Genomic DNA, 26,590 nt, shown 5'->3' with positions numbered 1-26,590 from the left:
GTCGAGGGCTTGACCACACGTGTTCACGAAAGTGGACGCGGCATCGGACGCATACGTAGTATGCACCACAAGATCTTTGGATGGATCGAGTGCTTGTTTCGCTGCTAGTTTTCAGGGAGCAACGAAAACCTCTATGAATTTTTTCATAGAGGTTTTTTGCTGTATTTGCATATTTTTCGGGATAGCGTTAAAACTAAAGAGAGGAAGTTCCGCTTAACTGTTTGTCAGGTACTTGCAAAGTAATATGGAAATGATTATAATTAAGTTAAGGTCAAAGAAAGTCAAAGTCAATTTACTTCTCAACAACGGGAGGCTGAATTGATGCGTAATGTTTCCGAGATTATTGAGCAATATCTAAAGCATATACTGCAGCAAAGCCCCGAAGGGTCCATTGAGATCCAGCGGAATGAGCTTGCTGATCAATTTCAGTGTGTGCCGTCTCAGATTAATTATGTCATCAGCACACGATTCACCCTTGAAAAAGGCTACGTGGTGGAAAGCAAACGCGGAGGCGGGGGTTACATCCGGATTCAGAAGATCGAACTCAACGCCTACGGTTCACTGCTGGACACCATCATGACTACCATTCGTGAAAGTATAGATCAAGCGTCGGCCGAAGGGTTGATTTACCGTCTGGAAGAAGGCCGGTTGATCAGCCGGAGGGAAGCAGCCATCATTAAAGCGGCAATATCGCGGGATGTGCTTCAGTTTAAGCTTCCTTTGCGGGATGAAGTCCGTGCCCGGATTTTAAAGGCGATGCTGATATCCTTACTGAGCAAATAAGGAGGGGTTGACGTGCTTTGTCAAGAATGCGGCAAACGGCCCGCAACGCTTCATTTTACGAAGATTGTTAACGGTGAGAAAACAGAGTTTCACTTCTGTGAAACATGCGCCAAAGAGAAAGGGGAGCTGATTCCCGGTACGCCGGGAGGTTTCTCCATTCATAATTTGCTTTCGGGTCTGCTGGACTTCGATCCTTCTTCCGGAACGGTCTCAAGCAAAGCGCGTCCGATAAGATGCGAACACTGCGGACTTACGTATTCACAGTTCAGCAAGCTGGGACGTTTCGGCTGCAGCCACTGCTATGAAAGCTTTCAGGATAAGCTGGATCCCCTGTTTAAACGGGTTCACGGTAACACGCAGCATGTCGGCAAAGTGCCGAAACGCTCCGGACAGGAGATCGAGCAGAAGCGTGAGGTGGAGCGTCTCAAGAAAGAACTTCAGACGTACATCGAACAGGAAGAATTCGAGCAAGCGGCTGAACTGCGAGACCGTATTCGCGACCTCGATAAGAAGTCAGCCGGCAGCAGTTAACTTCGACGCCCGCCTCAAACCTTTGAACTTGGAGAAAAGGAGGGTTCCTCTTTGAGACATTTTGTCAAGGAAGCATTAAGCGAATGGATGAAAGGGGACGGTCCCGATTCGGATATCGTAATCAGCAGCCGTATCCGTATAGCCCGGAATCTGCAAGATTATCCGTTTCCTATGTTGGCCGCGAACCAGCAGTCCGCGGAAGTGCTTGAGAAAGTTTCAGATGTATTGGGCAATGAAGATTTAAAAACGATCAGCGACTTCACGCTTGTACCGCTCTCGGAATTGAATGAACTGGAGCGAAGGATTCTGGTGGAGAAGCATTTGATCAGCCCGAATCTGGCAACCGAATCGCGGAACGGAGCCGTTATCCTTAATGATAACGAGTCTATCAGCATTATGGTGAATGAAGAAGATCATCTTCGGATTCAATGCCTGTGTCCCGGATTTCAAATTAAAGAGGCCTGGGATCTGGCGAACCAGATTGACGATATTTTCGAATCGCAGTTAGACTACGGCTTTGACGAAAGACGCGGCTACTTGACCAGTTGTCCTACGAATGTGGGAACCGGTATACGGGCTTCGGTCATGATGCATCTGCCCGCTCTTGTTTTGACCCAGCAAATCAATCGAATTCTATCGGCGGTTTCACAGGTTGGCCTGACAGTCCGGGGCCTATATGGCGAAGGAAGCGAAGCGTTAGGAAACTTATTTCAGATTTCCAATCAGATCACGCTCGGCCAGTCCGAAGATGAAATCATTGATAATCTATATAGCGTAGCCAAACAGATTATCGAACACGAGCGCGCCGCAAGAAGGCAACTCATGCAGGAATCCAGAATACGTATAACAGACCGCGTTATGCGGTCATACGGAATTTTGACTCACGCTTCGATTATCGATTCCAAGGAAGCGGCACAGCGGCTATCCGATGTCCGCCTTGGCATAGATCTTAATTTAGTGGGGGAAGTTCCCGCACACACTATGAACGAACTTCTCGTGATGACACAACCAGGATTTTTGCAGCAAATAGCAGGGGAGCTATTATCTCCCGACGACCGGGATATCCGGCGGGCTGAAATCATCAGGGAAAGATTCAAGCCGTGTCATAACGTTTAATGGTACTATACGACTTTCGTTCGAAATTACAATGGAGGTGCTAAGTATGATGTTTGGAAGATTTACGGAACGTGCACAGAAAGTTCTTTCCCTTGCACAGGAAGAAGCAGTACGCTTGGGTCACAACAATATAGGTACAGAGCATATCTTGCTGGGTCTTATTCGCGAAGGCGAAGGTATTGCGGCCAAAGCGCTGGTGGCTCTCGGACTCGGACTTGAAAAAATTCAAGATGAGGTCGAATCATTAATCGGCCGCGGACAAGAGCAGCCCTCCAATATCGCTTACACACCGCGTGCCAAAAAGGTCATTGAACTTTCGATGGACGAAGCCAGAAAGCTTGGCCATACGTACGTAGGTACGGAGCATATCCTGCTCGGTCTGATCCGTGAAGGCGAAGGGGTTGCGGCACGCGTGCTGAACAACCTGGGCATTTCCTTGAACAAAGCCCGCCAGCAAGTCCTGCAGCTTCTCGGAAGCAGCGAGGTCGTTTCGAGCAATCACGGCAGCGGCAACAATGTTAACACGCCTACACTGGACAGTCTCGCGAGAGATCTGACGGCTATTGCCAAAGAAGGCAACCTCGATCCGGTAATCGGTCGCTCCAAAGAAATCGAGCGTGTTATTCAGGTTCTCAGCCGCCGCACCAAGAACAACCCGGTTCTGATCGGGGAGCCAGGTGTAGGTAAAACGGCTATCGCCGAGGGCCTCGCTCAAAAGATCATCAACAATGAAATTCCGGAAACGTTAAAAGATAAACGCGTCATGACGCTCGATATGGGTTCTGTCGTGGCAGGCACCAAATACCGCGGTGAATTTGAAGATCGTCTGAAGAAGATCATGGATGAGATCCGCCAGGCGGGGAACATCATTCTCTTCATCGATGAGCTGCATACCTTGATCGGCGCCGGTGGTGCAGAAGGTGCGATCGATGCCTCCAACATTCTGAAGCCGGCTTTGGCCCGCGGCGAACTGCAGTGCATCGGGGCTACTACTCTGGATGAGTACCGCAAATACATCGAGAAGGATGCCGCTCTGGAGCGCCGCTTCCAGCCGATTACGGTGGATCAGCCGACTCCGGAAGAAGCGATCCAAATCCTTCACGGACTGCGTGACCGTTACGAGGCGCATCACCGGGTGAAAATCACCGATGAAGCTATCGAAGAAGCAGTCAAGCTGTCGGATCGCTATATCCCCGACCGCTTCCTGCCCGATAAAGCGATCGACTTGATCGATGAAGCAAGCTCGAAAGTAAGGCTTCACTCTTACACGGTACCGCCTAGCTTGAAAGAGCTGGAGCAAAAGCTCGAAAACATACGCAAGGAGAAAGACGCGGCTGTTCAAAGCCAGGAGTTCGAGAAAGCCGCTTCATTGCGTGATACCGAGCAAAAGCTTCGCGAAGAACTCGACAGCACGAAGAACGATTGGAAAGAAAAGCAGGGACGCATGGACACGGAGGTGACTCCGGACGACATCGCCCAGGTGGTTGCAAGCTGGACCGGAATTCCGGTGCGCAAACTGGCCGAAGAGGAGACGGAGCGTCTTCTGAAAATGGAAGATATCCTCCACAACCGTGTGATCGGCCAGGAAGAAGCGGTTAAAGCGGTCAGCCGCGCAATCCGCCGCGCAAGAGCGGGTCTGAAAGATCCGAAGCGTCCGATGGGCTCCTTTATCTTCTTGGGTCCTACCGGTGTAGGTAAAACCGAGCTTGCCCGCGCTTTGGCGGAATCCCTGTTCGGAGACGAAAATGCCGTTATCCGCATTGATATGTCCGAATATATGGAGAAACACTCCACGTCCCGTCTCGTAGGAGCGCCTCCGGGCTATGTGGGCTACGAAGAAGGCGGCCAATTGACCGAAAAGGTACGCCGCAAGCCTTACTCCGTTGTCCTGCTTGATGAGATCGAGAAAGCACATCCCGAAGTGTTCAATATCCTTCTGCAAGTGCTGGAAGACGGACGTCTTACCGATTCCAAAGGCCGTACCGTCGACTTCCGCAACACCTTGATCATCATGACATCCAATGTGGGTGCCGATACGATCAAGAAAAACTCGACACTCGGCTTTACGGCTGTCCAAGATTCCGGCAAAGATTACAACAACATGAAGGACAAAGTCATGAACGAGCTGAAGAAAAGTTTCCGTCCGGAGTTCCTGAACCGGATCGATGAAATTATCGTCTTCCACTCTCTCGATCAGAAGCATATTGCTGAAATCGTCAGTCTCATGGCCGATGAGCTCCGCAAACGCCTGAAAGAACAAGAGGTCGACTTTATTCTCACCGATAATGCGAAGAACTTCCTGGCTAAGGAAGGCTTTGATCCAAGCTATGGAGCAAGGCCGCTTCGCAGGGCGATCCAGAAACACATTGAGGACCGTCTCTCCGAAGAGCTTCTCAAAGGCAGCATCTCCAAGGGCGACTCCCTTACTATAGACGAAAAAGACGGCGAACTTGTTGTGCTTCGGAATGAAGAAGCGATGACGCAGACCAAATAAGATATAAAATCAAGCATTTTGCGGTACGCAGTTGTACCGTAAAATGCTTTTTCTTTTGCCAAGTACTTTCATAGCATTCGCAAAAATGGTAAACTTTGAATGACGCTGGAACGGTTTGCCCGTTTTAGGCGTAGAAAGAGAAGGGGAACTTCGCGCCATGAGTAAAACAAAAACGAAATTCATCTGCCAGCAGTGCGGGTATGAAACCCCGAAGTGGCTCGGCAAATGTCCCGGCTGCGGAGCGTGGAACAGTTTTGCCGAAGAAGTGGAGACGGTTGTCAAGACCCAGGGAATGAATTCTTCTTTCCTGCGGACGAAAGAAAAACCGACTCCGATCATAAACATAGAAAGCAGTGTTGAACAGCGTGTGCTCACGGATAACGGAGAGCTCAACCGCGTTTTGGGCGGCGGGTTCGTGCCCGGCTCGCTCATTCTGGTTGGGGGAGACCCCGGCATAGGCAAATCGACGCTGCTCCTGCAAACCTCGCATTCGCTGACCAAAGAGGGGCGGAAGGTTTTATATATCTCAGGCGAGGAATCGATTCGTCAGACGAAGCTTCGCGCGGACCGGCTGGATGCCGTTTCGCCGAATCTATACGTGCTCTGCGAAACGAATATGGAAGTGGTTGAAGAGGCGATCCAGGAGCTCCAGCCGGATTTTCTGGTCATCGATTCCATTCAGACCGTCTATCATCCAAGCGTATCCTCCGCCCCGGGAACCGTTTCCCAAGTACGTGAATGCACAAGCCATTTCATGCGCATAGCTAAGCTTAAGAATATAGCGACGGTTCTTGTCGGCCATGTGACCAAGGAAGGCGCCATTGCAGGACCGCGCCTGCTTGAACATATGGTGGACTGTGTGCTTTATTTTGAAGGGGAGCGGCATCACACCTACCGCGTTTTGCGTGCGGTTAAAAACCGGTTCGGTTCCACGAACGAAATCGGCATCTTCGAAATGCGGGAAACCGGGCTGGCCGAAGTGAGCAATCCGTCGGAGCTTTTCTTGTCCGAGCGCCCGCTTGGCGTAGCCGGCTCGACAGTCGTCGCCAGCATGGAAGGAACGAGACCGGTCCTGGTTGAGATTCAGGCGCTTGTCTCGTCAACCAACTTCCCGTCTCCGCGAAGAATGGCTACGGGAATCGACCATAACCGGCTGTCGCTCATTATGGCGGTCTTGGAGAAACGGGTCGGCCTGTTCCTTCAGAGTCAGGACGCTTACTTGAACGTAGCCGGCGGAGTCAAGCTCGATGAGCCGGCTGTCGATCTGGCGGTGGCGATAAGCATCGCCTCCAGCTTCAAAGAGCAGCCGACGCAGGCTTACGACGCCGTGTTCGGTGAGGTCGGGCTCACGGGAGAGGTCCGCGGCGTATCGCGTATCGACCAGCGGGTCAAGGAAGCGCAGAAGCTCGGCTTCCGGCGCGTCATTATGCCGGAGAAAAGCCTCAAGGGCTGGACGCCTCCAAAGGGCATCGAAGTGGTCGGCGTAAGCACGGTGTCCGAAGCTTTAAAAGCGGCATTGGACTAGTTTAAAAGTCTATGCGGCCGGATTCGTTCGGCCCTTAAGACAGATTTATTGAAAACAAGGCATAGCGGAACACGCTCGGCTAACAGAACGGAAATGCTTCAGGAGGATTAACATGAGCAAAGAAGAAACTAAACGAGACGTCATGAGCCAACTGCTCCAGCTGGTCGCTCCGGGTACGCCTTTCCGCGATGGGCTCGAGAACGTGCTTCGTGCCAAAACGGGAGCCTTGATTGTCGTTGGATGTACTCCGGAAGTCATGGAAATCGTGGACGGCGGATTTTCCATCGACTGCGATTTTACGCCAAACTATTTGTATGAATTGGCCAAAATGGACGGAGCCATCATTCTAAATGAAGATGCGAAGAAAATTTTGTATGCGAATACCCAACTGATTCCGAACTCTTCGATTCCATCGACCGAGACGGGAATCCGGCATCGTACGGCCGAGCGGGTTGCCAAGCAGACGAATAAACTGGTTGTGTCTATTTCCCAGCGGCGGAACATTATTACCTTGTATCAAGGAAACCTGCGGTATTCCCTCAAGGATATCGGGGTCATTCTGACCAAGGCGAATCAGGCGATCCAGACGATGGAGCGATACAAGACGGAACTGGATCAGTCCTTAATCAATCTGGGCGCTTCCGAGTTTGAAGAGCTTGTGACTCTGCATGATGTCACCAATGCCATTCAGCGGGTAGAAATGGTGCTGCGTATTAAGAACGAGCTTAACAGATACATCACGGAGCTTGGAACTGAAGGACGTCTGATTTCCATGCAGTTGGAAGAACTGGTCGGTAATACGGAGCTGGAAGTTCGTCTGCTTCTGAAGGATTATGTCCGGGAACTCAGCGAAGAGAAGATCAAAGATATTTTGCTGGGGCTCAAGCGTCTTTCTTCCGAAGAATTGCTCGATCCGCATCACATTATCCGGCTGCTCGGCTATCCGCACACCAACGCCGTATCGGAGGAACTTGTTTCCCCGAGAGGGTTCCGGGTACTCAATAAAATTCCGCGGCTTCCTTCTATCATTATCAGTAATTTGGTGGAAAAATTCGGTCACTTGCCTCATATCACGGTGGCGACAATCGAAGAGCTGGATGAGGTAGACGGAATCGGAGAGGTCCGGGCGAGAGCGATCAAGGAAGGGTTGCGCAGAATTCAGGAGCAAGTATTAATTGACAGGCATATTTAAATTGCATACAATCATAAAGTATAAATATGGGTTGAATCACGTTGTTTTAATGGGGTACAGTATATTTAGAGGTGGACTAAACTAATATGATAACTAAATCGCTTCCTAGCTTGTTTACTGTTGGGAATCTGTTTTTAGGCGTTCTGGCCATTATTCTCGTGTTTAATGAAAGACCGGATACGGCGGCCGTACTTGTCATTGTGGCTATGCTGCTCGACGGTCTGGATGGACGAGTTGCTCGTGCGCTTAACGCACAGAGTGAGTTTGGTAAAGAACTGGATTCTTTGTCGGATGTCATTTCGTTCGGTGTAGCACCGGCATTCATTATGTACGTTGTCGCATTCGGCGATATCCGTCCTGCCGCGGCAGCTTGGGTCGTAACGGCCATATTCCCGATTTGCGGAGCTCTTCGTCTGGCACGTTTTAATGTGGTGGCAGGTACACCGGGTTACTTTATCGGCTTACCTATTCCGGCGGCAGGCGGCATACTTGCAACGCTGGCATTGTTCCACAGCGAGCTTAACGTCTATGTTCTGCTGGTCAGCACAGTGCTGCTTTCCTATCTGATGGTGAGTAACGTCAAATATCCGAACTTTAAGAAAGCGGGAATTCCCAAAGCCGCTATCTGGATTACACCGATCATTGTGATCATCGCCGTAATTATCGGAATCAGCAAACCATCCTTCATTTCCAAAATGATTTTCATACCGCTTGTGATTTATGCGCTTTATGGCTTAAAAAAAAACGTTGATCGCCTCTTCGTTCTTCGCCGCAGAAAGCACAAAGCTATGGAAACGACCGAAGATCTGGCGAATTCAAAAACTCATCTATAAAAAAGAGCAGGGAGCATAGGCTTCCTGTTCTTTTTTTTGCCGCTGAATCGGTATTTTGGTGAACAAAAAAAGCATCTATTTTCATCCGGGCTGCGGAGGAGAATACATGCTTTTTTTCTATACTAAGACATATTGAAAAATCCGAGTGTCGAGCATTTTTTCGATTCGTCTTCAAGTACTTTTTCCAAGTTCACATCAAGAAGATTGCTTAGAGCGGAAAGATAAAAAAGGTGCTTACCGATTTCAGTGGAAATCGCCTCCATGCAGTGTTCGCACAACTGGCCTTCCAAATGGGTTTGCAGCTCGACTTTGGCCTGGTCCAATGTCATTTCGGGAGAATACTCCTGTTTCTTGGCATTGACTTCAACGCAGCCGCATTCGGTAATCGATTTGATGACAGAGCGGTTCACACCGGCATTGGATTGTTGGAATTTGGACAATACATCAAGCAGGCTGCGATGGCGAAGCAGCAGTTCACCAACTTGTTCCTGGAAATCTTTCAGGGACAGGGCACTCATCTCATGCACCTCATTTTAGTTTCGTCTCCATCTCATTATATAGAAATTAGGGTAGCGAGGCAATCTGACACCTGCCGCGTGTTTATTCATCCAACATTTGGAACATACTTGTAACAGGGGAGAGGATCCTCTTACTTTGGATGATGGAGGTGAATCCGTACGATGAAATGGATTCAATGGATTATTGCCGTCTTAGGTGGTGCGCTCGGTTACGGGTGGAGTGATGCCATTATTCAATTATCGGGAATCAACGGTGGAGCGGTTGCGGATTACACGGCAGCTGGAGCGGGATTTATCGGGATGTTTATCGTGTCATGGATAGGCATGGGCCTTATTTTAAGACTGGTGCGGCGCGGAGAAAACAGCTTATCGCAAATGCCCGCTTCCGATCTACTTCCGGCCGCATTCGGTACGATCGTAGGGCTGCTTGCAGCCGTGCTGGTATTCCCGGCGCTTGAGCGGGTTCATGTGGTAGTGGCGGCTATGGCTACCGTTCTTCTGGCCTTCATGGGCGGCCGGATCGGGTACGGCAAGAGCGAGGAAATCTCCGAACTTCTGAGCAGCCGGAAAGACGGCGGAAGCGGCAAAGGAAAAATGCCGGAAGAACACAAGATTCTCGATACGAGCGTGATCATAGACGGAAGGATCGCGGACATTTGCAAAACGGGGTTTATTGAAGGAACGCTGGTTATTCCGGAATTCGTCCTTGAGGAGCTGCAGCATATCGCGGATTCTTCCGATTTGCTCAAACGTAATCGCGGCAGGCGCGGATTGGATATTTTAAATAAGATTCAGAAGGAACTTGACGTGAAAGTTCTTATCTATGAAGGCGACTTCGAAGAAATTTCCGAGGTGGACAGCAAGCTTATCCGGCTCGCCAAGGTGCTTCAAGGTAAAGTGATCACCAACGATTACAACTTGAACAAGGTCTGTGAACTCCAGGGCGTATCCGTTCTGAACATCAACGATTTGGCGAATGCCGTGAAACCGGTGGTGCTCCCCGGTGAAGAGATTCTGGTCCAAGTCATCAAGGACGGCAAAGAGCATGGACAAGGAGTAGCGTATCTGGATGACGGAACGATGATCGTCGTGGAAGGCGGACGGGACTTTATCGGCTCCCTGCTTGAAGTCATGGTTACCAGTGTCCTTCAAACGTCAGCGGGACGAATGATCTTCGCGAAGCCCAAGCTCTTGGAAAAAGCGCAATAAAGGGTTATCATAGGGAGAGTATTTCGCTGGGGCTGCAGCTTGGCACGTTAAAGCAGAGGAAAAAGACTGCAGCAGCAAAACCCGGTGGTAACCGGAGGTATGCAGGTGAATAAAGTCGGCGTCATCGTCGTTGCGGCAGGCAGAGGTTCACGAATGCGAACGGCGGAAAGTAAACAATATCTGGAGCTGGCGGGCAAGCCGATTTTGGTACATACGCTGGAACTATTCGAGAAGATGGCCCGCATCGACTCCGTCGTGCTGGTGACCGGGGAAGCGGACGTCCCGCGCTGCGAATCGTATGCCGCCCGCTACGGGCTGCATAAAGTCAGCCGGGTCATAGCCGGCGGTGCGGAACGGCAGGACTCGGTCCGGTCCGGACTGGAGGCGCTCGGCGCGGACACGCAGTGGGTGCTTGTCCATGACGGCGTACGCCCGCTCGTTACAGAAGAGCAGGTAGGAGCTTGTCTGGACAAAGCTATAGATATGGGTGCAGCCGTGCTGGCCGTTCCCGTTAAAGACACGATCAAGGTCGTGAGTGAGGATGGCCAGATCATGTCCACACCCGACCGCAAAAGCTTGTGGGCGATCCAAACGCCGCAGGCTTTTCGGTTTTCTCTTTTAAAAGAAGCGCATGAGGAGGCAGTCCGCGACGGTTTCCTTGGCACAGACGATGCCATGCTCGTCGAACGGGCGGGGCATACGGTGCACGTCGTCGAAGGGGATTATGCCAATATCAAAATCACTACCCCCGAAGATCTGCCATGGGCAGAATGGTTGTTAGGCAACAGGAGAGGAGAATAGACGGATGATTCGAGTAGGACAAGGGTTTGATGTGCATCAGTTAGCGGAGGGCCGCCCGTGTATTATCGGAGGCGTTACGATTCCGTATGAAAAGGGACTGCTCGGGCACTCGGATGCGGATGTGCTGCTTCACGCGATTACCGACGCCATACTGGGGGCGCTGGGTCTGGGCGATATCGGCAAGCATTTCCCGGATACGGCTGCCGAATTCAAGGATGCGGACAGCCTGGTGCTGTTAAAGCGGGTCTGGTCCCTGGCCAAAGAACGCGGGTACCGGCTCGGCAACGTGGATTCCACCATCATCGCACAGAAGCCCAAAATGGCCCCGTATATTCCGCAAATGGCGGAAATTATTGCCCGGGCGCTGGATGCGGAACTGGAGCAGGTGAACGTAAAAGCGACCACTACGGAGCAGCTCGGCTTTACCGGAAGAGGCGAAGGAATCGCGGCGCAGTCGGTTGTTTGTTTGATAAAAGGTGTGCTATCATAAATTATTATTTCAAAGGATCCCGCAAGGGAAAACGGAAGAGAGGCTAATACCATGAGTACCCCACTCCGCGTACGTTACGCACCGAGTCCGACCGGACATCTTCATATCGGTGGAGCCCGTACCGCTTTATTCGATTATTTGCTTGCCCGTAAAAACGGCGGCCAATTCGTGGTCCGCTTCGAAGATACAGACCAGACCCGCCATGTCGAGTCCGGTGTACAGAATCAGCTGGACGGCTTAAGCTGGCTTGGGCTGAATTGGGACGAATCCGTCGATATCGGCGGGCCGTACGCTCCTTACCGCCAGATGGAACGTCTGGGTTTGTACCAGCCGTTTATCGATCAGCTGCTGAGCGAGCGGAACGCGTATCCCTGCTACTGCACCGAGCAGGAGCTCGAGCGCGAACGGGAAGAGCAGGAAGCGCGCGGAGAAACTCCGCAGTATTCGGGAAGATGCCGCCACCTGACCGCCGAGCAGAAGGCGGGGTTCGAAGCGGAAGGGCGTAAACCTTCTGTTCGGTTCCACGTACCGAAGGATAAGATTATCGCATTTAAAGATAAAGTACGTGAAGAAGTCGAATTCGAAACGAACGGAATCGGCGACTTTATTATCGTCCGTCCCGATGGAATTCCGACCTACAACTTTGCCGTTGTACTGGACGATCACCTCATGAAAATCTCCCTCGTCATCCGGGGCGAGGAGCATCTGACGAATACACCGCGCCAGATCATGCTGTATGAGGCGCTCGGCCTGCCGGTCCCGGATTTTGCGCATCTTTCGCTGATCCTCAACCCGGACCGTAAAAAAATGAGCAAGCGTGACGAGTCCATCATTCAATTCGTACAACAATACAGCGAATTGGGTTATCTGCCGGAAGCGGTCGTGAATTTCATCGCTTTGCTGGGCTGGTCTCCCGGAGGCGAAGTGGAGATGTTCACACTGGAGGAGCTTGTGGAACAGTTCGATCTGGACCGTGTTTCCAAAAGCCCGGCCGTCTTCGATATGGACAAGCTTAACTGGATGAACAATCATTACATCAAACAGGCACCGCTCGAAAAAATCGCCGGACTGGCTGTTCCTCATCTTCAAAAAGCGGGGCTTATACCGGCGGAACTCTCCGAAGACCAACAGCGCTGGGCGACCGAACTCGTCGGTTTGTACCAGGAACAGCTTCGTTACGCTGCGGAGATCGTAGATCTCGCCGAGCTGTTTTTCCGCGAAAAGCTGGCTTTCGACGATGAAGCGGCCGCACTGCTTGCCGAAGAGCATGTGCCGGTCGTGGTGCAAAGCTTCTTGAAACAGGTGGAAGCGGCCGATAGTCTGGCGCCGGAAAATGTGCAGAAGCTGCTTAAAGCGGTGCAGGCGGAAACCGGCTATAAAGGCAAACAGCTCTTTATGTCCATCCGCGTAGCTTTGACGGGACAGATGCACGGAAGAGACCTGAACATGACCATCCATCTGCTGGGCCGCGAAAAAGTGCAGGAACGGCTTCGCGCCTTATTGTAAAGCTGTCTCTTTTGAGCTATACTGATACCAACTTTATACGTTTATGAACAGCGCCGAACAGGAGAGTACCCATAACACGGAATCTCCAGAGAGGATAACCGAGCGGTAATACGCTGGGCTGAAAGTTATCCGATCCCTTTATGAGGAAATGCACCTGTGAGCTGCTGCGCCGAATGATGGCTTACGCCTCTGTAGGTTCAGCCGGGTCGTACCCGTTAACAACGCAGAGTTGGGAGACTTCACAGTCACCAAGCAGAGTGGAACCGCGATTATACGCCTCTGCAGCCTTACGGCTGCGGAGGCTTTTTAATTTTGCCGGGAGCAGTTGGTAGGAGCTAAACATCCCAGAAACGAATAGAAGGTGATGAACCTTGTGGAAAACCATACGTTCTGATATAAAAGCCGTCTTCGACAATGATCCTGCCGCCCGAAGCTGGTTCGAGGTTGTATTTACTTATTCCGGGCTCCATGCCATTTGGGCGCACCGGATTGCTCACTGGTTGTATACCCGCAAACTTTTTGCGGCGGCACGTATCATTTCGCAGTTCAGCCGCTTTATGACGGGCATCGAAATCCACCCGGGAGCCACAATCGGCGAAAGGCTGTTTATTGATCACGGGATGGGGGTAGTGATTGGCGAAACGTGTGAAATCGGCAATGACGTTATTCTTTATCAGGGAGTCACTCTCGGCGGAACGGGAAAAGAGAAAGGCAAGCGGCACCCGACGATCGGCAGTAAGGTGGTTATCTCCTCCGGGGCCAAGATCCTGGGCTCTTTTAAAGTGGGAGACAATGCGATGATCGGCGCGAATGCGGTCGTGCTTAAGGAAGTTCCCGCGAACTCTACGGTAGTGGGCATTCCCGGAAAGATTGTGAAAAGGGACGGAATCCGGGTTAACCGGCTGGATCACGGCAACGTGCCCGATCCGGTACTTGATCTTTGCCGCACTTTACAGGTGCAAATCGACGAATTAAGGGAACAATTAGAAGAAGAGAAGATCAAGAATGGAGGCGTTAGGGAGCATGACACTCAGAATGTTTAATACGATGACAAGAGAAAAAGAAGAATTTAAACCTCTTGAACCGGGCAAGGTGAAAATGTATGTGTGCGGCCCGACCGTATATAACTATATTCATATCGGCAACGGACGCCCGGCGATTTTCTTCGATGTCGTACGCCGCTATTTAACCTATGTCGGTTACGAAGTGACCTACGTGGTGAACTTTACGGACGTGGACGATAAGCTGATCCGCAAAGCGGAAGAAACAGGGGAGACCGTGCAGGAGCTGGCCGACCGTTTTATCGCCGCCTATATGGAAGATATGAAAACCCTCCGGATCGAGCCGGCCACGATTCATCCGCGGGTAACGGACAACATGGAAATCATCATCACCTTCATTAATTCGCTGGTGCAGCAGGGCTTCGCTTACGAGAATGGCGGAGACGTCTATTACCGGACTTCCCGTTTCAAAGAATACGGAAAACTGTCTCATCAGAATCTGGATGAGCTTCAGTACGGAATCCGTATCGAAGTGGATGAGCGCAAGGAAAATCCGCAGGATTTCGTCCTTTGGAAAGCGGCAAAACCGGGCGAGGTGTTCTGGTCCAGTCCGTGGGGCAACGGTCGTCCCGGCTGGCATATCGAATGCTCCGCTCTGGTGCATAAGTACCTGGGAGAGTCGATCGACATTCACGGCGGCGGCGTAGACCTCACGTTCCCGCATCATGAGTGCGAGATTGCCCAGACGGAAGCCATTACGGGCAAGCCGATGGCGAAATACTGGCTCCACAACGAATTCCTCAATATCGATAACGAAAAAATGTCCAAATCCCTCGGCAACGGGGTATTGATCAGAGAGATTGCCAAAAAGATCAAACCAGAGACGCTGCGCTTTTTCATGCTGTCCTCCCATTACCGGAATCCGCTTAATTTCAGCGAAGACGGGTTAACGCAAGCCGGCAACGGATTGGACCGTATCCAGAATTGTGTGACCAACCTGAAGCACCGTCTCGGCATCGCTCAGGAAGATGCGCTGGACGATCAGGTTGAGGCGCGCGTGAAAGAAATCGAAGCCCAGTTTATTTCGAAAATGGACGACGATTTTAATACTCCGGATGCGATTACCGCCGTTTTCGATCTTGTCACGGAGGCTAATCGTGTGCTGCAGCAGGAGCGGGTATCCGCGGCCACACTCAGACTGATTATGGGACGCTTCCGCAATTTCGATTCCGTACTCGGCATTCTGGCAAAAGAAGAGGATGAGCTGCTGGACGAAGAAATCGAGGGACTGATTGAAGAGCGCAACGAAGCGAGACGGGCGAAAAACTGGGCGCGCGCCGATGAAATCCGCGACCTGCTTACCGAGAAGGGGATCTACCTCGAAGATACACCGCAGGGTATCCGTTGGCGCCGGAAATGAGCCTTACCGATACGCTGAATGCGCAGCTGTTCCGGTACCCGCCTTCCCAGAAGCCGGAACTGCTTAATCCGCTGGTCCTTGCTTACGTAGGAGATGCCGTCTATGAAATGTTTATCCGTCAGTACGTCATCTCCATGCCCAGCCAGCGTCCCAACCACCTGCACCGCACCGCTACGCGCTACGTTTCGGCCAAAGCGCAGTCGAAGGCTCTGCAGGCGCTGCTGCCTCTTCTTACGGAGGAAGAAACGGACATCGTCAAGCGCGGGCGCAACGCCAAATCCGGCTCGACGGCCAAAAATGCGGATGTGCTGGAATACCGGCACAGCACCGCATTCGAATCTCTGATCGGTTATTTGTACTATAAGCAGGCGTACGAACGCCTGAACTATATCATGGAAGCCTCACTGGCGCCGGAGAAAATTACGGTTCTCGCAGCTCCGGAATCCGAAGGGGGTCCCGCTTCCAATCAACCTGGCGGTAAGGATATCGGCACCGGAAGAGTTGAAGCCGACGTTTCCGGAGAGCCGGAGGCAGCCGGAGCAGATCCGGAAGCGCCGTCCGATGCACATAAACTTTAAACAGAATCATTATAGGAGGCACGACCATGGAAGAATACATCGGCGGTAAACACTCGGTGCTCGAAGCGCTGCGCTCCGGCCGCACCATTCATAAAATATGGCTGAGCGAGTCCGCCCAGAAGCAGCTGGCCCAGCCCGTTGCCGCGGAAGCCAAGAAGCTTGGCGTCATCGTGCAGACAGCCGACAAGCGCAAGCTCGATCAGCTTGCTCCGGATTTGCAGCACCAAGGCGTCGTTGCCCAGGTGGCGGCATACGATTACGCCAGTGTGGATGACATCCTGGCGCGCGCCGAGCGCAAAGGAGAGGATCCGTTCATTCTGATCCTCGACGAAATCGAAGATCCGCATAATCTCGGATCCATTCTCCGTACAGCGGACTGCACCGGCGTGCACGGCGTCATCATCCCTAAGCGGCGCTCCGTCGGCTTGACCGCTACCGTCTCGAAGACATCGGCGGGAGCGGTGGAGTATGTGCCCGTAGCCCGCGTGACGAATATTTCCCAGACTATCGGCGATCTGAAAGAACGCGGTGTCTGGGTAGCGGGCACGGACGTGACTGCGGCCGACGACGTATACCGCAGCAATTTTAAAATGCCGCTGGCTCTGGTCATCGGCAACGAAGGTCGCGGAGTCGGTCGCCTGATCAAGGAGTCGTGCGATTTTCTTGTGAAGCTGCCGATGCATGGACGCGTGAATTCGCTCAATGCGTCCGTAGCCGCGGGAGTACTGATGTACGAGGTAGTCAGACAACGTACTACGGGATAACCTCGTATGAAAGAATTCCTGATTGTGGACGGCTACAATATTATCGGGGCTTGGCCCGAGCTGAAGCAGCTGCGCGACCGCAGTCTGGAAGAGGCGAGGGACAGGCTCATCACCATATTGGCGGAATACCAGTCTTTTTCCGGCATAAAGGTTTATCTGGTTTTTGACGCGTACCAGGTCCCGGGACTGGGCAAAACATACGTGCAGAGCAGACTCAGCGTTCTGTATACGAAAGAGAAGGAAACGGCCGACGAACTGATCGAGCGTCTCGTTACCGAGCTGACGGGCCGGCGCCGTCAGATCTACGTGGCGACCTCCGATATGACCGAGCAGCATGTGATTTTCGGCAAAGGCGCGCTCCGTCTCCCGGCTTCCGAACTTTTCGTCAAAATTAAACAGAGCCGCACGGAGGTCCGAAAACGTATTCGGGAAGAGGCTGAAAGCGGCCGAAACACCTTTGACAGTAAGCTGAATGAGGAAATGCGGGAGATCTTCGAGAAATGGCGGCGGGGGAAGTAACATCAGACACTTCTGAAAAAGTCTGGAAAAAGAATGTCCGTTTGCATTGACGATGTAAGATTACATAATGTATACTTATCCTATCCTTTTTAGCAAACTTGGTAGTTTTGCAGGCCGGAGGGATTGTTGGTGAGTGTCGACCTCAAAGAGCTTAGAATGACTGATTACGATCTCAAGACTGACGAAGATATCGTCGACGCTGTCCATTGCGGCAACAGCGACGCGCTGGAGTATCTGATTAACAAGTATCGCAATTTTGTACGCGCTAAAGCCCGTTCGTATTTTCTCATCGGCGCTGACCGCGAAGATATCGTGCAAGAAGGCATGATCGGTTTATATAAATCGATTCGTGATTTCCGTGGAGACAAGCTATCGTCATTCAAAGCGTTTGCAGAGTTGTGCATTACGCGGCAGATCATAACGGCTATTAAAACGGCGACCCGCCAGAAGCATATCCCGCTTAACTCTTACGTTTCGCTGGACAAGCCGATCTACGACGAGGATTCGGACCGTACGCTGCTGGACGTTATTTGCGGCTCTAAGGTTACGGACCCTGAAGAACTGATTATCAATCAGGAAGAATTCAGCGGACTCGAAGACAAGATGGGCGAGATTCTGAGCGATCTGGAACGCCGTGTGCTTATGCTCTATTTGGATGGAAGATCTTATCAGGAAATTGCGGTAGACCTGGACCGCCACGTGAAGTCGATCGACAACGCGCTGCAGCGGGTCAAACGCAAGCTGGAACGTTACTTGGAAGTACGCGATTTATAGATGAGGCACCCTTTCGGTGAATGGGTGTTTTTATTTTTGTCGCCGGATGATAAAGGAATTAACGTACGTTTAAGGGAATGTCGGCTGGTCGATAATGAGAAGAGAACCCGGGTCGAGAAAGGGTTTTTTGCTATGCGCGGGGCAGGATGTTATCCTTGACACCCCATACCGGTTATGTTAAAGTATTGCAGGTAGCCCTATCGCTTTTTTTTTGTGCGCAAAAAAGGGTATATCTTGATACGGGAGGTGTAACACATGCGAGTTGTTATGACGCTAGCTTGCACGAACTGCAAGCAACGGAACTATACTTCCAACAAGAACAAGCGTAACCATCCAGACCGTATGGAGTTCAAGAAATTCTGCAAATATTGCAATGAACATACCGCTCATCGCGAAACCAGATAGTCTGTGGAGGTGTAGTGCGTGGCTTTCTTAGCTAAAATGAAGCAGGGTTTCGGCTCCTCGTTCTCGTTTTTTGGTGAAAGCTGGAGCGAACTGAAGAAGGTCAAGTGGCCAACACGCAAGGAAATGATCAGCTATACGACCGTTACCCTTGTGACGGTGGCTTTCGTGACTGTCTATTTTTTCTTGCTCGACCTGGGGATCTCTGAGTTGCTGCGGCTTGTCTTCAAATAAATTCAGGAACTAGGTGGCAAATATGGAAAAAAGATGGTATGTCGTTCATACCTATTCAGGTTACGAGAACAAAGTCAAAGCCAATTTGGAGAAGCGCGTTGAATCTATGGATATGGCGGACAAGATCTTCCGCGTACTCGTACCCATGGAGGAAGAGTTGGTAAACAAAGACGGCAAGAAGAAAACCGTCATGCGTAAAGTTTACCCCGGATACGTGCTCGTAGAGATGATTCAAACCGACGATTCCTGGTATGTTGTTCGCAACACTCCCGGCGTAACCGGCTTTGTAGGCTCGACGGGTTCCGGCTCTAAACCGACTCCGCTGCTTCCGGAAGAAGTCGAATCTATTCTGAAGCATATGGGAATGGAAGAACCGAAACCGAAGATCGATTTCGATCTGAAGGAAACGGTTCGCGTGAAGGTAGGTCCTTTTGCGAATTTCGTCGGCACTGTCGAAGAAATTATTGCAGACAAGAGCAAGCTCAAGGTTCATGTCAACATGTTTGGTCGAGAGACTCCGCTGGAGCTTGAGTTCCATCAAGTGGAGAAACTGTAGACTGCGTCGATTCAAATCCCTCTATTGAGGAAGTTTCTCTTGCGGAATCAGGTTGCTGATTCTGGCTGGTTCCTTAAGAAAAGCTTAGCCAGATCTGTTTCTTTCGCGGATGGGCTTTTGCTGGTGGGAGGGAAATGATCCCGTCGAACCACACTACGTGCAAGGAGGTGTCATCACACATGGCAAAAAAGGTAATTAAAATGGTGAAACTGCAGGTTCCTGCAGGGAAAGCGAATCCTGCTCCGCCAATCGGTCCTGCTCTGGGTCAAGCTGGCGTGAACATCATGGCTTTCTGTAAGGAGTTCAATGCTAAGACTGCTGATCAAGCGGGTCTGATCATTCCGGTTGTTATCACTGTATTCGAGGACCGTTCGTTCACATTCGAAACGAAAACGCCTCCGGCAGCCGTACTTCTTCGTATCGCAGCTGGCGTCGAAAAAGGTTCCGGCGAACCGAACAAGAAGAAAGTTGCAACGGTTAAGCGTGCGAAAGTTCGCGAAATCGCTGAAACGAAAATGCCTGACCTTAACGCTGCAACCGTAGAGGCTGCAATGCTTATGGTTGAAGGTACTGCTCGCAGCATGGGCATCACGATCGAAGACTAATTCGATTCGTAGGCTTCCCCCGGAAGCCGCAAAACAGTGGGAGGGCAATCCGTTACGACCACAGAGGAGGAATACAAATGGCTAAACACGGTAAGAAATATAACGAAGTGGCTAAGCAGGTTACTGCCGATGCACTTTATGAGCCGGCTGAAGCGATTGAGCTTGTTAAGAAAACAGCTCCGGCGAAATTTGATGAAACAGTTGATATTGCTGTTCGTCTTGGCGTTGACCCAAGAAAACAGGACCAGGCTGTCCGCGGCGTAGTTGTACTTCCGCACGGTACTGGTAGAACTAAGCGCGTCCTCGTATTCGCGAAAGGCGACAAAGCTAAAGAAGCAGAAGCAGCCGGCGCTGATTTTGTAGGCGATCAGGATATGATCAACAAAATCCAGCAAGGTTGGTTCGAATTCGATGTTTGCGTAGCTACTCCTGACATGATGAGTGAAGTCGGTAAGCTCGGACGTCTGCTCGGTGGTAAAGGCCTTATGCCTAACCCTAAAGCAGGTACCGTAACTTTCGACGTTACCAAAGCTGTTCAAGAGATCAAAGCTGGTAAAATCGAATACCGCCTGGATAAAGCAGGACAAATTCATGCTCCACTCGGCAAAGTATCTTTCGACGCTGACAAGCTCTCCGAGAACTTCAAAGCGCTGATCGACGCACTGCTCAGAGCGAAACCTGCCGCTGCTAAAGGTGTATACCTGAAAAGCGTTGCAATTTCCTCCACAATGGGCCCGAGCGTTCGCGTGAACCTTCAATCCTTCAGATAAGTTATTCTACGGTTGACATCTTATGTCGAACGTGATAATATAACTGAAGTCGTTAGTTTAACAAACGAATATATAGACCGTAGACAGCAGGTGCCGATGGGAACTTCCCAAACAGCTTAATGTCCTGCCGAGGTGTTATGATATAAGTTCGGGTTATACCGGAAGTGTCATGCCTTCGTAGAGTCTACGAAGGCATTTCTTATGCTTAGGCTGCGGAAATGCTTGTAATAGATTCGGTGAAAACCAGATTGACAAGAAGTGAGGTGTACCTATGGCAAACGCAAAGATTTTAGCAGAAAAAGAGCAGATCGTATCCGACTTGTCGGACAAACTACGTGCAAGCTCCTGCACAATCGTAACCGACTATCGTGGTCTTAACGTTGCGCAAGTAACGGAACTTCGTAAGCAACTACGTGAAGCAGGCGTAGAATTCCAAGTTCTTAAGAACTCGATGGTAAGACGTGCAACTGCTAACGCTGAGCTGACGGAACTGGATGCACATCTGACAGGTCCGACTGCTATCGCGTTCAGCAAAGACGACGTTGTCGCTGCAGCGAAAATCCTTAACAACTTTGCTAAGAAAAACGAAAGCCTGAGCATTAAAGCGGGCGTTGTTGAAGGTAAAGTTGTGGATGTAACTCAAATCAAAGCACTGGCAGATCTGCCTTCCCGCGAAGGTCTTCTCTCCATGCTCCTCAGCGTGCTTCAAGCACCTGTACGCAACTTCGCTCTTGCGGTTAAAGCTGTGGCTGAAAAGCAAGAAAGCGGAGCGGAAGCTTAATTTTTACCCAAAAATAATTCGAATGAATATAATGGAGGTTTAACCATGAGTAACGAGCAAATCTTGGAAGCCATTAAAGGCATGACAGTTCTTGAACTGAACGATCTGGTTAAAGCAATTGAAGAAGAATTTGGCGTCACTGCTGCAGCTCCAGTTGCAGTAATGGGCGGCGCTGCTGGCGGTGCTGAAGCTGCTGAGCAATCCGAGTTCGACGTAATCCTGAACAACGCTGGTGCTTCCAAAATCAACGTTATCAAAGTCGTTCGCGAAATCACTGGTCTTGGTCTGAAAGAAGCAAAAGACCTGGTTGACAACGCACCGAAGCCTATCAAAGAAAAAGTAGGCAAAGAAGAAGCAGAAGCAGTAAAAGCAAAACTCGAAGAAGCTGGCGCTTCCATCGAAGTGAAATAATTTTGCTTTACACGAGAAACCTCTTGAAGCCCGGCTTCAAGAGGTTTCTTTTGAATTTATAGAGCTTTTTGCATGCAGTTTATGTAGAGCTCCATAATTCCGGGTATTCTAGGGTAGGAATAGCGACTTGAATACAAAGGAGCGCAGGCGATGACGGATCACTATTACACGCAAAAACCGACAGTGAAACACGATGTGCGGGAAATAGAGTTTCAAGTGGGGGATCGCAAGCTCCGGTTGATGACGGACGCCGGCGTTTTTTCCAAAAACGAGGTTGATTTTGGCAGCCGTCTGTTAATTGAAACTATAGCACTGCCGGCTAAGGCTCGTGTTTTGGATGTGGGCTGCGGATATGGACCGATCGGACTGAGTGCGGCTTTTAAATATCCGGCCGGTCATGTGACGATGGTAGATATCAACGAACGGGCTGTAGAACTATCGCGGCAAAACGCGGAACGCAACGGGATCCGGAATGTTTCCGTTCTTCAAAGCGATAAGCTGGAGGCGGTAAAGGCGGAAAAGTTTGACGTCGTACTGACGAATCCACCTATACGGGCAGGCAAACAAACCGTGCATGCTATTTTTGAAGAGGCTTACGAATGCCTGAATCCCGGAGGGGCTTTGTGGGTGGTTATCCAGAAGAAACAAGGGTCGCCATCGGCATTAGTTAAGATGGAAGAGCTTTTCGGAGAGGCTGAAGAGGTTACAAAAGACAAAGGCTACCGTATATTACGGGCCTTTAAGAAATAGTCAAGTGTTTGAGAAAAAAGTTTGACTTGACAATCTTGATATGGTATCATTAAAAAATGTCAGTATTAAGATGGGCTTGATGTCTTTCGTTAAAGAAAATGTCAAGCATTTTTTTTGGAGAGAAATGAATAAAATTTCAAACGTTGAGTATAATGTTGAAATTTTAGGAAATTCTAACAAAATAGTAGTACTAGTCATAACGATGCGGATCAACAAGAAAAACCTCCATCCATTGCAGTCGCTTCTTCGGACGGGCTCTCTGACAAGATCGGAGATGTCCAACCTTAGCGTGCGCCCGGCTTAGACGCCCTTCCTTAAGGGGGTGCCAACATACAAGACGGCGCCGCCTGAAGTGTACGTCGATAGAAGTTTTTCTTATTTATTTTTATGAACTGAGTAGACTTAAGGGGTGAATGAAGTTGGCGGGACATCTTGTTCAATTTGGACGACGCAAACGCAGGACTTATGCTCGAATTAATGAGGTGCTGGACATCCCCAACCTGATTGAAATTCAGCAAAAATCATACGAATGGTTTTTGGATGAAGGATTGCGGGAGATGTTTTTAGATATCTCACCGATTCAGGATTTTACGGGGAATCTAGTGCTTGAGTTTATTGACTACAGCTTAGGAGAGCCTAAGTATTCCGTGGACGAATCCAAAGAGCGGGACGTAACCTACGCTGCACCGCTTCGGGTGAAGGTACGTCTGATCAATAAGGAAACCGGAGAAGTAAAGGAACAGGAAGTGTTCATGGGCGATTTCCCGATCATGACCGAAACCGGAACCTTTATTATTAACGGTGCTGAACGTGTAATTGTCTCCCAGCTCGTTCGTTCTCCTAGCGTCTATTATAGCACTAAAGTGGATAAGAACGGTAAAAAGACTTACACGGCTACGGTTATTCCTAACCGGGGAGCCTGGCTGGAATTAGAGACGGATGCGAAAGATATCATTTATGTGAGAATCGACCGCACACGTAAAATTCCGGTTACCGTTCTTCTGCGCGCACTTGGATTCGGAACCGATGCCGAGATTCTTGATCTTCTTGGCGACAATGAATATATACGCAACACACTCGACAAAGACAACACCGATTCAACGGATAAAGCGCTGATTGAAATTTACGAGCGTCTTCGTCCTGGCGAGCCTCCGACATTGGATAACGCAAGAAGCTTGCTTGTAGCGCGTTTCTTCGATCCGAAGCGTTATGACCTCGCCAACGTGGGCCGGTACAAAATCAACAAAAAGCTTCATATCAAGAACCGTTTGTTCAACCAACGGCTTGCCGAAACTCTCGCGGATCCGGAAACGGGCGAAATCGTTGCTGAAGCCGGTCAACTGCTTGACCGTCGTCTGCTTGACGAAGTGCTGCCTTTCCTGGAGAAGAAGATTGGCTTTAAGGATTACTCCGTTCCTAACGGGGTTGCCGGAGAAGAGATCATTCCGGTTCAAACTATCGATGTATACTCCCCGATCGAAGACGGGAAAGTAGTTAAGGTAATTTCTAACGCTGTCATTGACAAGTCCGTTAAGAACATTACACCGGCCGATATCATTTCGTCCATTAACTACTTTATAAACCTTCTGCACGGAATCGGAAACACGGATGATATCGATCATCTCGGTAACCGTCGTCTCCGTTCGGTTGGTGAACTGCTTCAGAACCAGTTCCGTATCGGTTTGTCCCGTATGGAACGTGTCGTTCGCGAGCGTATGTCCATTCAGGATGCGAACGTTATTACGCCACAGGCTCTGATCAACATACGTCCGGTGATTGCCGCGATTAAAGAGTTCTTCGGAAGCTCCCAACTGTCGCAATTTATGGACCAGACGAATCCGTTGGCTGAACTGACACACAAACGTCGTTTGTCCGCACTCGGTCCCGGTGGTTTGACGCGTGAACGCGCGGGCTTTGAAGTCCGTGACGTCCATCACTCCCACTACGGCCGGATGTGTCCGATTGAAACGCCGGAGGGTCCGAACATCGGGTTGATCAACTCCTTGTCCACCTTCGCGCGGATCAACGAATACGGATTTATCGAAGCTCCTTATCGTCACGTCGATCCGAAAACCGGTGTGGTTACGGATGAAATCGTGTATATGACAGCGGATGAAGAGGATAACTACGTCGTCGCACAAGCGAATGCTGAACTTACGGAAGAAGGAACATTCGTTAATGACAGTGTTATCGTTCGTTATAAAGATGATATCTTGACCCTGCCTAAAGAACGCGTCGACTACATGGATGTATCTCCTAAGCAGGTCGTATCGGTTGCGACAGCGTTGATTCCGTTTTTGGAAAACGATGACTCCAACCGTGCCCTCATGGGATCCAACATGCAGCGTCAAGCCGTTCCGCTCCTTATTCCTAAGGCGCCGCTCGTCGGTACGGGAATGGAACATAAGTCCGCTAAAGACTCCGGTGTTTGTATTGTTGCCAAACATGACGGAATTATTGAAAAAGTTGCCGGCAATGAAATTTGGCTGCGCCGCCAGGAACTGGTGGACGGTAAATTGGTTAACGGCAATCTTATCAAGCATAAGCTTCACAAATTTATGCGTTCCAACCAAGGTACGTGTATCAACCAGCGTCCGATCGTTCAAAAGGGTCAGCTTGTTAAAGCGGGCGACATCCTTGCCGACGGTCCTTCGACGGAACAGGGTGAATTGGCTCTGGGCCGTAACGTAGTCGTTGCCTTTATGACATGGGAAGGTTACAACTATGAGGATGCGATCCTTCTGAGCGAAAGACTTGTAAAAGAAGATGTGTACACATCCATTCACATCGAAGAATACGAGTCCGAAGCCCGGGATACGAAGCTCGGTCCGGAAGAGATCACTCGCGACATTCCGAATGTCGGCGAAGATGCTCTGAAGAACCTCGACGAGCGCGGAATTATCCGCGTCGGTGCCGAAATCGGCGCGGGCGACATTCTCGTCGGTAAAGTAACGCCGAAAGGCGTAACGGAACTGACGGCAGAAGAGCGTCTCCTGCATGCGATCTTCGGTGAGAAGGCGCGTGAAGTGAGAGATACCTCCCTGCGTGTTCCTCACGGAACCGACGGAATCGTCGTAGACGTGAAGGTATTTACACGCGAGAACGGCGACGAACTGCCTCCGGGCGTTAACCAGCTCGTTCGTGTCTACATTGCCCAGAAGCGTAAAATCTCCGAGGGTGATAAAATGGCCGGACGTCACGGTAACAAAGGGGTTATCGCGCGTATCCTCCCTGAGGAAGATATGCCGTTCATGCCGGACGGAACGCCTGTAGAAGTCGTGCTGAACCCGCTGGGCGTACCTTCGCGTATGAACATCGGTCAAGTACTGGAGGTTCACTTGGGTATGGCGTCCAGAGCGCTCGGTATCCACGTGGCCACGCCGGTATTCGACGGAGCGCGCGAGTACGACGTGTTCGATACGATGGAAGAAGCCGGCATGCAGCGCAACGGTAAAACGAAGCTTTATGACGGCCGCACAGGCGACGCTTTTGAACGCGAAGTTACCGTTGGCGTCATGTACATGATTAAACTGGCGCACATGGTCGATGATAAAATCCATGCCCGCTCCACAGGTCCGTACTCTCTCGTTACACAGCAGCCTCTGGGCGGTAAAGCCCAGTTCGGCGGACAGCGTTTCGGGGAGATGGAAGTATGGGCCCTGGAGGCCTACGGCGCGGCTTACACGCTGCAGGAAATCCTGACCGTGAAGTCCGATGACGTGGTCGGTCGTGTTAAAACGTACGAATCCATCGTCAAAGGCGAGAACGTGCCGGAGCCGGGTGTTCCGGAGTCGTTTAAAGTATTGATCAAGGAGCTTCAAAGCTTGGGAATGGACGTTAAAATCCTGTCCGGCGACGAAGAGGAGATCGAGATGAAAGAACTCGATGATGAGGAAGATACGACCAGTGACAAGCTTAATCTGAACCTTGAAGGGGCAGAAATTGGAGTCGAATAGCTGCAACTGATAGAGGAAAGGCGGACATAGCAGTCCGCCTCCTTCCCATAACTAGCACATTCTAAGGAGGG

Annotated in this window: 27 protein-coding genes and 1 other annotated feature; of the genes, 26 read left to right on the top strand and 1 reads right to left on the bottom strand. The window is 50.6% G+C overall.

The window, feature by feature from the left end; genetic code table 11:
* Positions 1-321 precede the first annotated feature (321 nt).
* The 7 genes from KVT34_RS27745 (at position 322) to pssA (ending at position 8,474) form a co-directional block, all read left to right on the top strand.
* Positions 322-783 (top strand): CtsR family transcriptional regulator, encoded by a 462-nt coding sequence (locus tag KVT34_RS27745; RefSeq protein ID WP_009674502.1) that lies wholly within the window; start codon positions 322-324, stop codon positions 781-783.
* Between the two features lie 12 nt (positions 784-795).
* On the top strand, positions 796-1,314 hold the full coding sequence (mcsA, locus tag KVT34_RS27740) for a protein-arginine kinase activator protein McsA (protein ID WP_042235459.1): 519 nt from the start codon (positions 796-798) through the stop codon (positions 1,312-1,314).
* An 87-nt stretch (positions 1,315-1,401) separates the two neighbouring features.
* On the top strand, positions 1,402-2,430 hold the full coding sequence (gene mcsB / locus KVT34_RS27735) for a protein-arginine kinase McsB (RefSeq protein ID WP_241688924.1): 1,029 nt from the start codon (positions 1,402-1,404) through the stop codon (positions 2,428-2,430).
* A gap of 46 nt (positions 2,431-2,476) precedes the next feature.
* Positions 2,477-4,924 (top strand): ATP-dependent protease ATP-binding subunit ClpC, encoded by a 2,448-nt coding sequence (gene clpC / locus KVT34_RS27730; RefSeq protein ID WP_217562957.1) that lies wholly within the window; start codon positions 2,477-2,479, stop codon positions 4,922-4,924.
* A gap of 157 nt (positions 4,925-5,081) precedes the next feature.
* Complete coding sequence (gene radA, locus KVT34_RS27725) at positions 5,082-6,449, top strand: DNA repair protein RadA (RefSeq protein WP_217562956.1); 1,368 nt, start codon at positions 5,082-5,084, stop codon at positions 6,447-6,449.
* A 112-nt stretch (positions 6,450-6,561) separates the two neighbouring features.
* Positions 6,562-7,641, top strand: coding sequence for a DNA integrity scanning diadenylate cyclase DisA (gene disA, locus KVT34_RS27720; RefSeq protein ID WP_042235469.1), 1,080 nt, complete (start codon positions 6,562-6,564; stop codon positions 7,639-7,641).
* Positions 7,642-7,727: 86 nt separating this feature from the next.
* Positions 7,728-8,474 (top strand): CDP-diacylglycerol--serine O-phosphatidyltransferase, encoded by a 747-nt coding sequence (gene pssA, locus KVT34_RS27715; protein ID WP_217562955.1) that lies wholly within the window; start codon positions 7,728-7,730, stop codon positions 8,472-8,474.
* A gap of 122 nt (positions 8,475-8,596) precedes the next feature.
* On the opposite strand, the gene KVT34_RS27710 is transcribed toward pssA, so the two are convergent.
* Entirely contained in the window at positions 8,597-8,992 is a 396-nt protein-coding gene (locus KVT34_RS27710) for a DUF1573 domain-containing protein (RefSeq protein ID WP_217562954.1), read from the bottom strand.
* Between the two features lie 162 nt (positions 8,993-9,154).
* Between KVT34_RS27710 and KVT34_RS27705 the strand changes: the two genes are divergently transcribed.
* The 19 genes from KVT34_RS27705 to rpoB all read left to right on the top strand — a co-directional run bounded on the left by KVT34_RS27705 (position 9,155) and on the right by rpoB (position 26,519).
* Positions 9,155-10,201, top strand: a complete 1,047-nt coding sequence (locus tag KVT34_RS27705) for a PIN/TRAM domain-containing protein (protein WP_217562953.1) — start codon at positions 9,155-9,157, stop codon at positions 10,199-10,201.
* Between the two features lie 99 nt (positions 10,202-10,300).
* The gene (gene ispD, locus KVT34_RS27700) at positions 10,301-11,002 is read left to right on the top strand and encodes a 2-C-methyl-D-erythritol 4-phosphate cytidylyltransferase (protein WP_217562952.1); all 702 of its coding nucleotides are present in this window, start codon (positions 10,301-10,303) and stop codon (positions 11,000-11,002) included.
* Between the two features lie 4 nt (positions 11,003-11,006).
* Positions 11,007-11,492: a 2-C-methyl-D-erythritol 2,4-cyclodiphosphate synthase gene (gene ispF, locus KVT34_RS27695; protein ID WP_217562951.1), complete on the top strand. Its 486-nt coding sequence runs from the start codon at positions 11,007-11,009 to the stop codon at positions 11,490-11,492.
* Positions 11,493-11,543: 51 nt separating this feature from the next.
* Positions 11,544-12,998, top strand: a complete 1,455-nt coding sequence (gene gltX, locus KVT34_RS27690) for a glutamate--tRNA ligase (protein ID WP_217562950.1) — start codon at positions 11,544-11,546, stop codon at positions 12,996-12,998.
* Between the two features lie 371 nt (positions 12,999-13,369).
* On the top strand, positions 13,370-14,041 hold the full coding sequence (gene cysE / locus KVT34_RS27685; RefSeq protein ID WP_009674501.1) for a serine O-acetyltransferase: 672 nt from the start codon (positions 13,370-13,372) through the stop codon (positions 14,039-14,041).
* Complete coding sequence (gene cysS / locus KVT34_RS27680) at positions 14,022-15,419, top strand: cysteine--tRNA ligase (RefSeq protein ID WP_217562949.1); 1,398 nt, start codon at positions 14,022-14,024, stop codon at positions 15,417-15,419. The genes cysE and cysS overlap by 20 nt, the downstream gene beginning before the upstream one ends.
* The gene (locus KVT34_RS27675) at positions 15,404-15,997 is read left to right on the top strand and encodes a Mini-ribonuclease 3 (protein ID WP_309244140.1); all 594 of its coding nucleotides are present in this window, start codon (positions 15,404-15,406) and stop codon (positions 15,995-15,997) included. Before cysS ends, KVT34_RS27675 begins: the two co-directional genes overlap by 16 nt.
* Positions 15,998-16,023: 26 nt before the next feature.
* A complete protein-coding gene (gene rlmB, locus KVT34_RS27670) occupies positions 16,024-16,761 on the top strand; it encodes a 23S rRNA (guanosine(2251)-2'-O)-methyltransferase RlmB (RefSeq protein ID WP_042235487.1) in 738 nt (245 codons plus the stop codon).
* A gap of 6 nt (positions 16,762-16,767) precedes the next feature.
* Complete coding sequence (locus KVT34_RS27665) at positions 16,768-17,280, top strand: NYN domain-containing protein (protein WP_217562948.1); 513 nt, start codon at positions 16,768-16,770, stop codon at positions 17,278-17,280.
* A gap of 129 nt (positions 17,281-17,409) precedes the next feature.
* Positions 17,410-18,054, top strand: coding sequence for an RNA polymerase sporulation sigma factor SigH (gene sigH / locus KVT34_RS27660; protein ID WP_009674492.1), 645 nt, complete (start codon positions 17,410-17,412; stop codon positions 18,052-18,054).
* Between the two features lie 255 nt (positions 18,055-18,309).
* Entirely contained in the window at positions 18,310-18,459 is a 150-nt protein-coding gene (gene rpmG, locus KVT34_RS27655) for a 50S ribosomal protein L33 (protein ID WP_082211310.1), read from the top strand.
* A gap of 18 nt (positions 18,460-18,477) precedes the next feature.
* Positions 18,478-18,690, top strand: a complete 213-nt coding sequence (gene secE / locus KVT34_RS27650; protein ID WP_009674493.1) for a preprotein translocase subunit SecE — start codon at positions 18,478-18,480, stop codon at positions 18,688-18,690.
* Positions 18,691-18,712: 22 nt separating this feature from the next.
* Positions 18,713-19,246 (top strand): transcription termination/antitermination protein NusG, encoded by a 534-nt coding sequence (nusG, locus tag KVT34_RS27645; RefSeq protein WP_009674510.1) that lies wholly within the window; start codon positions 18,713-18,715, stop codon positions 19,244-19,246.
* A gap of 179 nt (positions 19,247-19,425) precedes the next feature.
* Positions 19,426-19,851 carry a 50S ribosomal protein L11 gene (gene rplK / locus KVT34_RS27640; RefSeq protein WP_009674499.1) on the top strand — a complete coding sequence of 142 codons (426 nt, stop codon included), beginning with the start codon at positions 19,426-19,428 and terminating at the stop codon, positions 19,849-19,851.
* A 77-nt stretch (positions 19,852-19,928) separates the two neighbouring features.
* Positions 19,929-20,621, top strand: coding sequence for a 50S ribosomal protein L1 (gene rplA, locus KVT34_RS27635; RefSeq protein ID WP_217562947.1), 693 nt, complete (start codon positions 19,929-19,931; stop codon positions 20,619-20,621).
* 59 nt (positions 20,622-20,680) lie between these two features.
* Positions 20,681-20,830: a sequence feature (ribosomal protein L10 leader region), on the top strand.
* 62 nt (positions 20,831-20,892) lie between these two features.
* Positions 20,893-21,402 (top strand): 50S ribosomal protein L10, encoded by a 510-nt coding sequence (rplJ, locus tag KVT34_RS27630; protein WP_217562946.1) that lies wholly within the window; start codon positions 20,893-20,895, stop codon positions 21,400-21,402.
* Positions 21,403-21,447: 45 nt separating this feature from the next.
* Positions 21,448-21,813: a 50S ribosomal protein L7/L12 gene (gene rplL, locus KVT34_RS27625; protein WP_009674515.1), complete on the top strand. Its 366-nt coding sequence runs from the start codon at positions 21,448-21,450 to the stop codon at positions 21,811-21,813.
* A 150-nt stretch (positions 21,814-21,963) separates the two neighbouring features.
* On the top strand, positions 21,964-22,563 hold the full coding sequence (locus KVT34_RS27620) for a class I SAM-dependent methyltransferase (protein ID WP_217562945.1): 600 nt from the start codon (positions 21,964-21,966) through the stop codon (positions 22,561-22,563).
* A gap of 419 nt (positions 22,564-22,982) precedes the next feature.
* Positions 22,983-26,519, top strand: coding sequence for a DNA-directed RNA polymerase subunit beta (gene rpoB, locus KVT34_RS27615; RefSeq protein WP_217562944.1), 3,537 nt, complete (start codon positions 22,983-22,985; stop codon positions 26,517-26,519).
* Positions 26,520-26,590 lie beyond the last annotated feature (71 nt).

This window comes from Paenibacillus sp. GbtcB18 (assembly GCF_019091125.1).
In the GTDB taxonomy this organism is placed as follows: Bacteria; Bacillota; Bacilli; order Paenibacillales; family NBRC-103111; genus Paenibacillus_F; species Paenibacillus_F chitinolyticus.
This window is presented reverse-complemented; position numbering and strand designations above follow the sequence as displayed.

Excerpts from the sequence above, each read along its gene's own strand:
- rpmG (WP_082211310.1), top strand. The coding sequence starts at position 18,310 with ATGCGAGTTGTTATGACGCTAGCTTGCACGAACTGCAAGCAACGGAAC.
- KVT34_RS27710 (WP_217562954.1), bottom strand. The coding sequence starts at position 8,992 with ATGAGTGCCCTGTCCCTGAAAGATTTCCAGGAACAAGTTGGTGAACTG.
- gltX (WP_217562950.1), top strand. The coding sequence starts at position 11,544 with ATGAGTACCCCACTCCGCGTACGTTACGCACCGAGTCCGACCGGACAT.
- clpC (WP_217562957.1), top strand. The coding sequence starts at position 2,477 with ATGATGTTTGGAAGATTTACGGAACGTGCACAGAAAGTTCTTTCCCTT.
- mcsB (WP_241688924.1), top strand. The coding sequence starts at position 1,402 with ATGAAAGGGGACGGTCCCGATTCGGATATCGTAATCAGCAGCCGTATC.
- pssA (WP_217562955.1), top strand. The coding sequence starts at position 7,728 with ATGATAACTAAATCGCTTCCTAGCTTGTTTACTGTTGGGAATCTGTTT.
- KVT34_RS27665 (WP_217562948.1), top strand. The coding sequence starts at position 16,768 with ATGAAAGAATTCCTGATTGTGGACGGCTACAATATTATCGGGGCTTGG.
- rplJ (WP_217562946.1), top strand. The coding sequence starts at position 20,893 with ATGGCAAACGCAAAGATTTTAGCAGAAAAAGAGCAGATCGTATCCGAC.
- KVT34_RS27705 (WP_217562953.1), top strand. The coding sequence starts at position 9,155 with ATGAAATGGATTCAATGGATTATTGCCGTCTTAGGTGGTGCGCTCGGT.
- KVT34_RS27620 (WP_217562945.1), top strand. The coding sequence starts at position 21,964 with ATGACGGATCACTATTACACGCAAAAACCGACAGTGAAACACGATGTG.
- ispD (WP_217562952.1), top strand. The coding sequence starts at position 10,301 with ATGCAGGTGAATAAAGTCGGCGTCATCGTCGTTGCGGCAGGCAGAGGT.
- rplA (WP_217562947.1), top strand. The coding sequence starts at position 19,929 with ATGGCTAAACACGGTAAGAAATATAACGAAGTGGCTAAGCAGGTTACT.
- rplK (WP_009674499.1), top strand. The coding sequence starts at position 19,426 with ATGGCAAAAAAGGTAATTAAAATGGTGAAACTGCAGGTTCCTGCAGGG.
- radA (WP_217562956.1), top strand. The coding sequence starts at position 5,082 with ATGAGTAAAACAAAAACGAAATTCATCTGCCAGCAGTGCGGGTATGAA.
- KVT34_RS27745 (WP_009674502.1), top strand. The coding sequence starts at position 322 with ATGCGTAATGTTTCCGAGATTATTGAGCAATATCTAAAGCATATACTG.
- rlmB (WP_042235487.1), top strand. The coding sequence starts at position 16,024 with ATGGAAGAATACATCGGCGGTAAACACTCGGTGCTCGAAGCGCTGCGC.
- nusG (WP_009674510.1), top strand. The coding sequence starts at position 18,713 with ATGGAAAAAAGATGGTATGTCGTTCATACCTATTCAGGTTACGAGAAC.
- cysS (WP_217562949.1), top strand. The coding sequence starts at position 14,022 with ATGACACTCAGAATGTTTAATACGATGACAAGAGAAAAAGAAGAATTT.
- ispF (WP_217562951.1), top strand. The coding sequence starts at position 11,007 with ATGATTCGAGTAGGACAAGGGTTTGATGTGCATCAGTTAGCGGAGGGC.
- disA (WP_042235469.1), top strand. The coding sequence starts at position 6,562 with ATGAGCAAAGAAGAAACTAAACGAGACGTCATGAGCCAACTGCTCCAG.
- rplL (WP_009674515.1), top strand. The coding sequence starts at position 21,448 with ATGAGTAACGAGCAAATCTTGGAAGCCATTAAAGGCATGACAGTTCTT.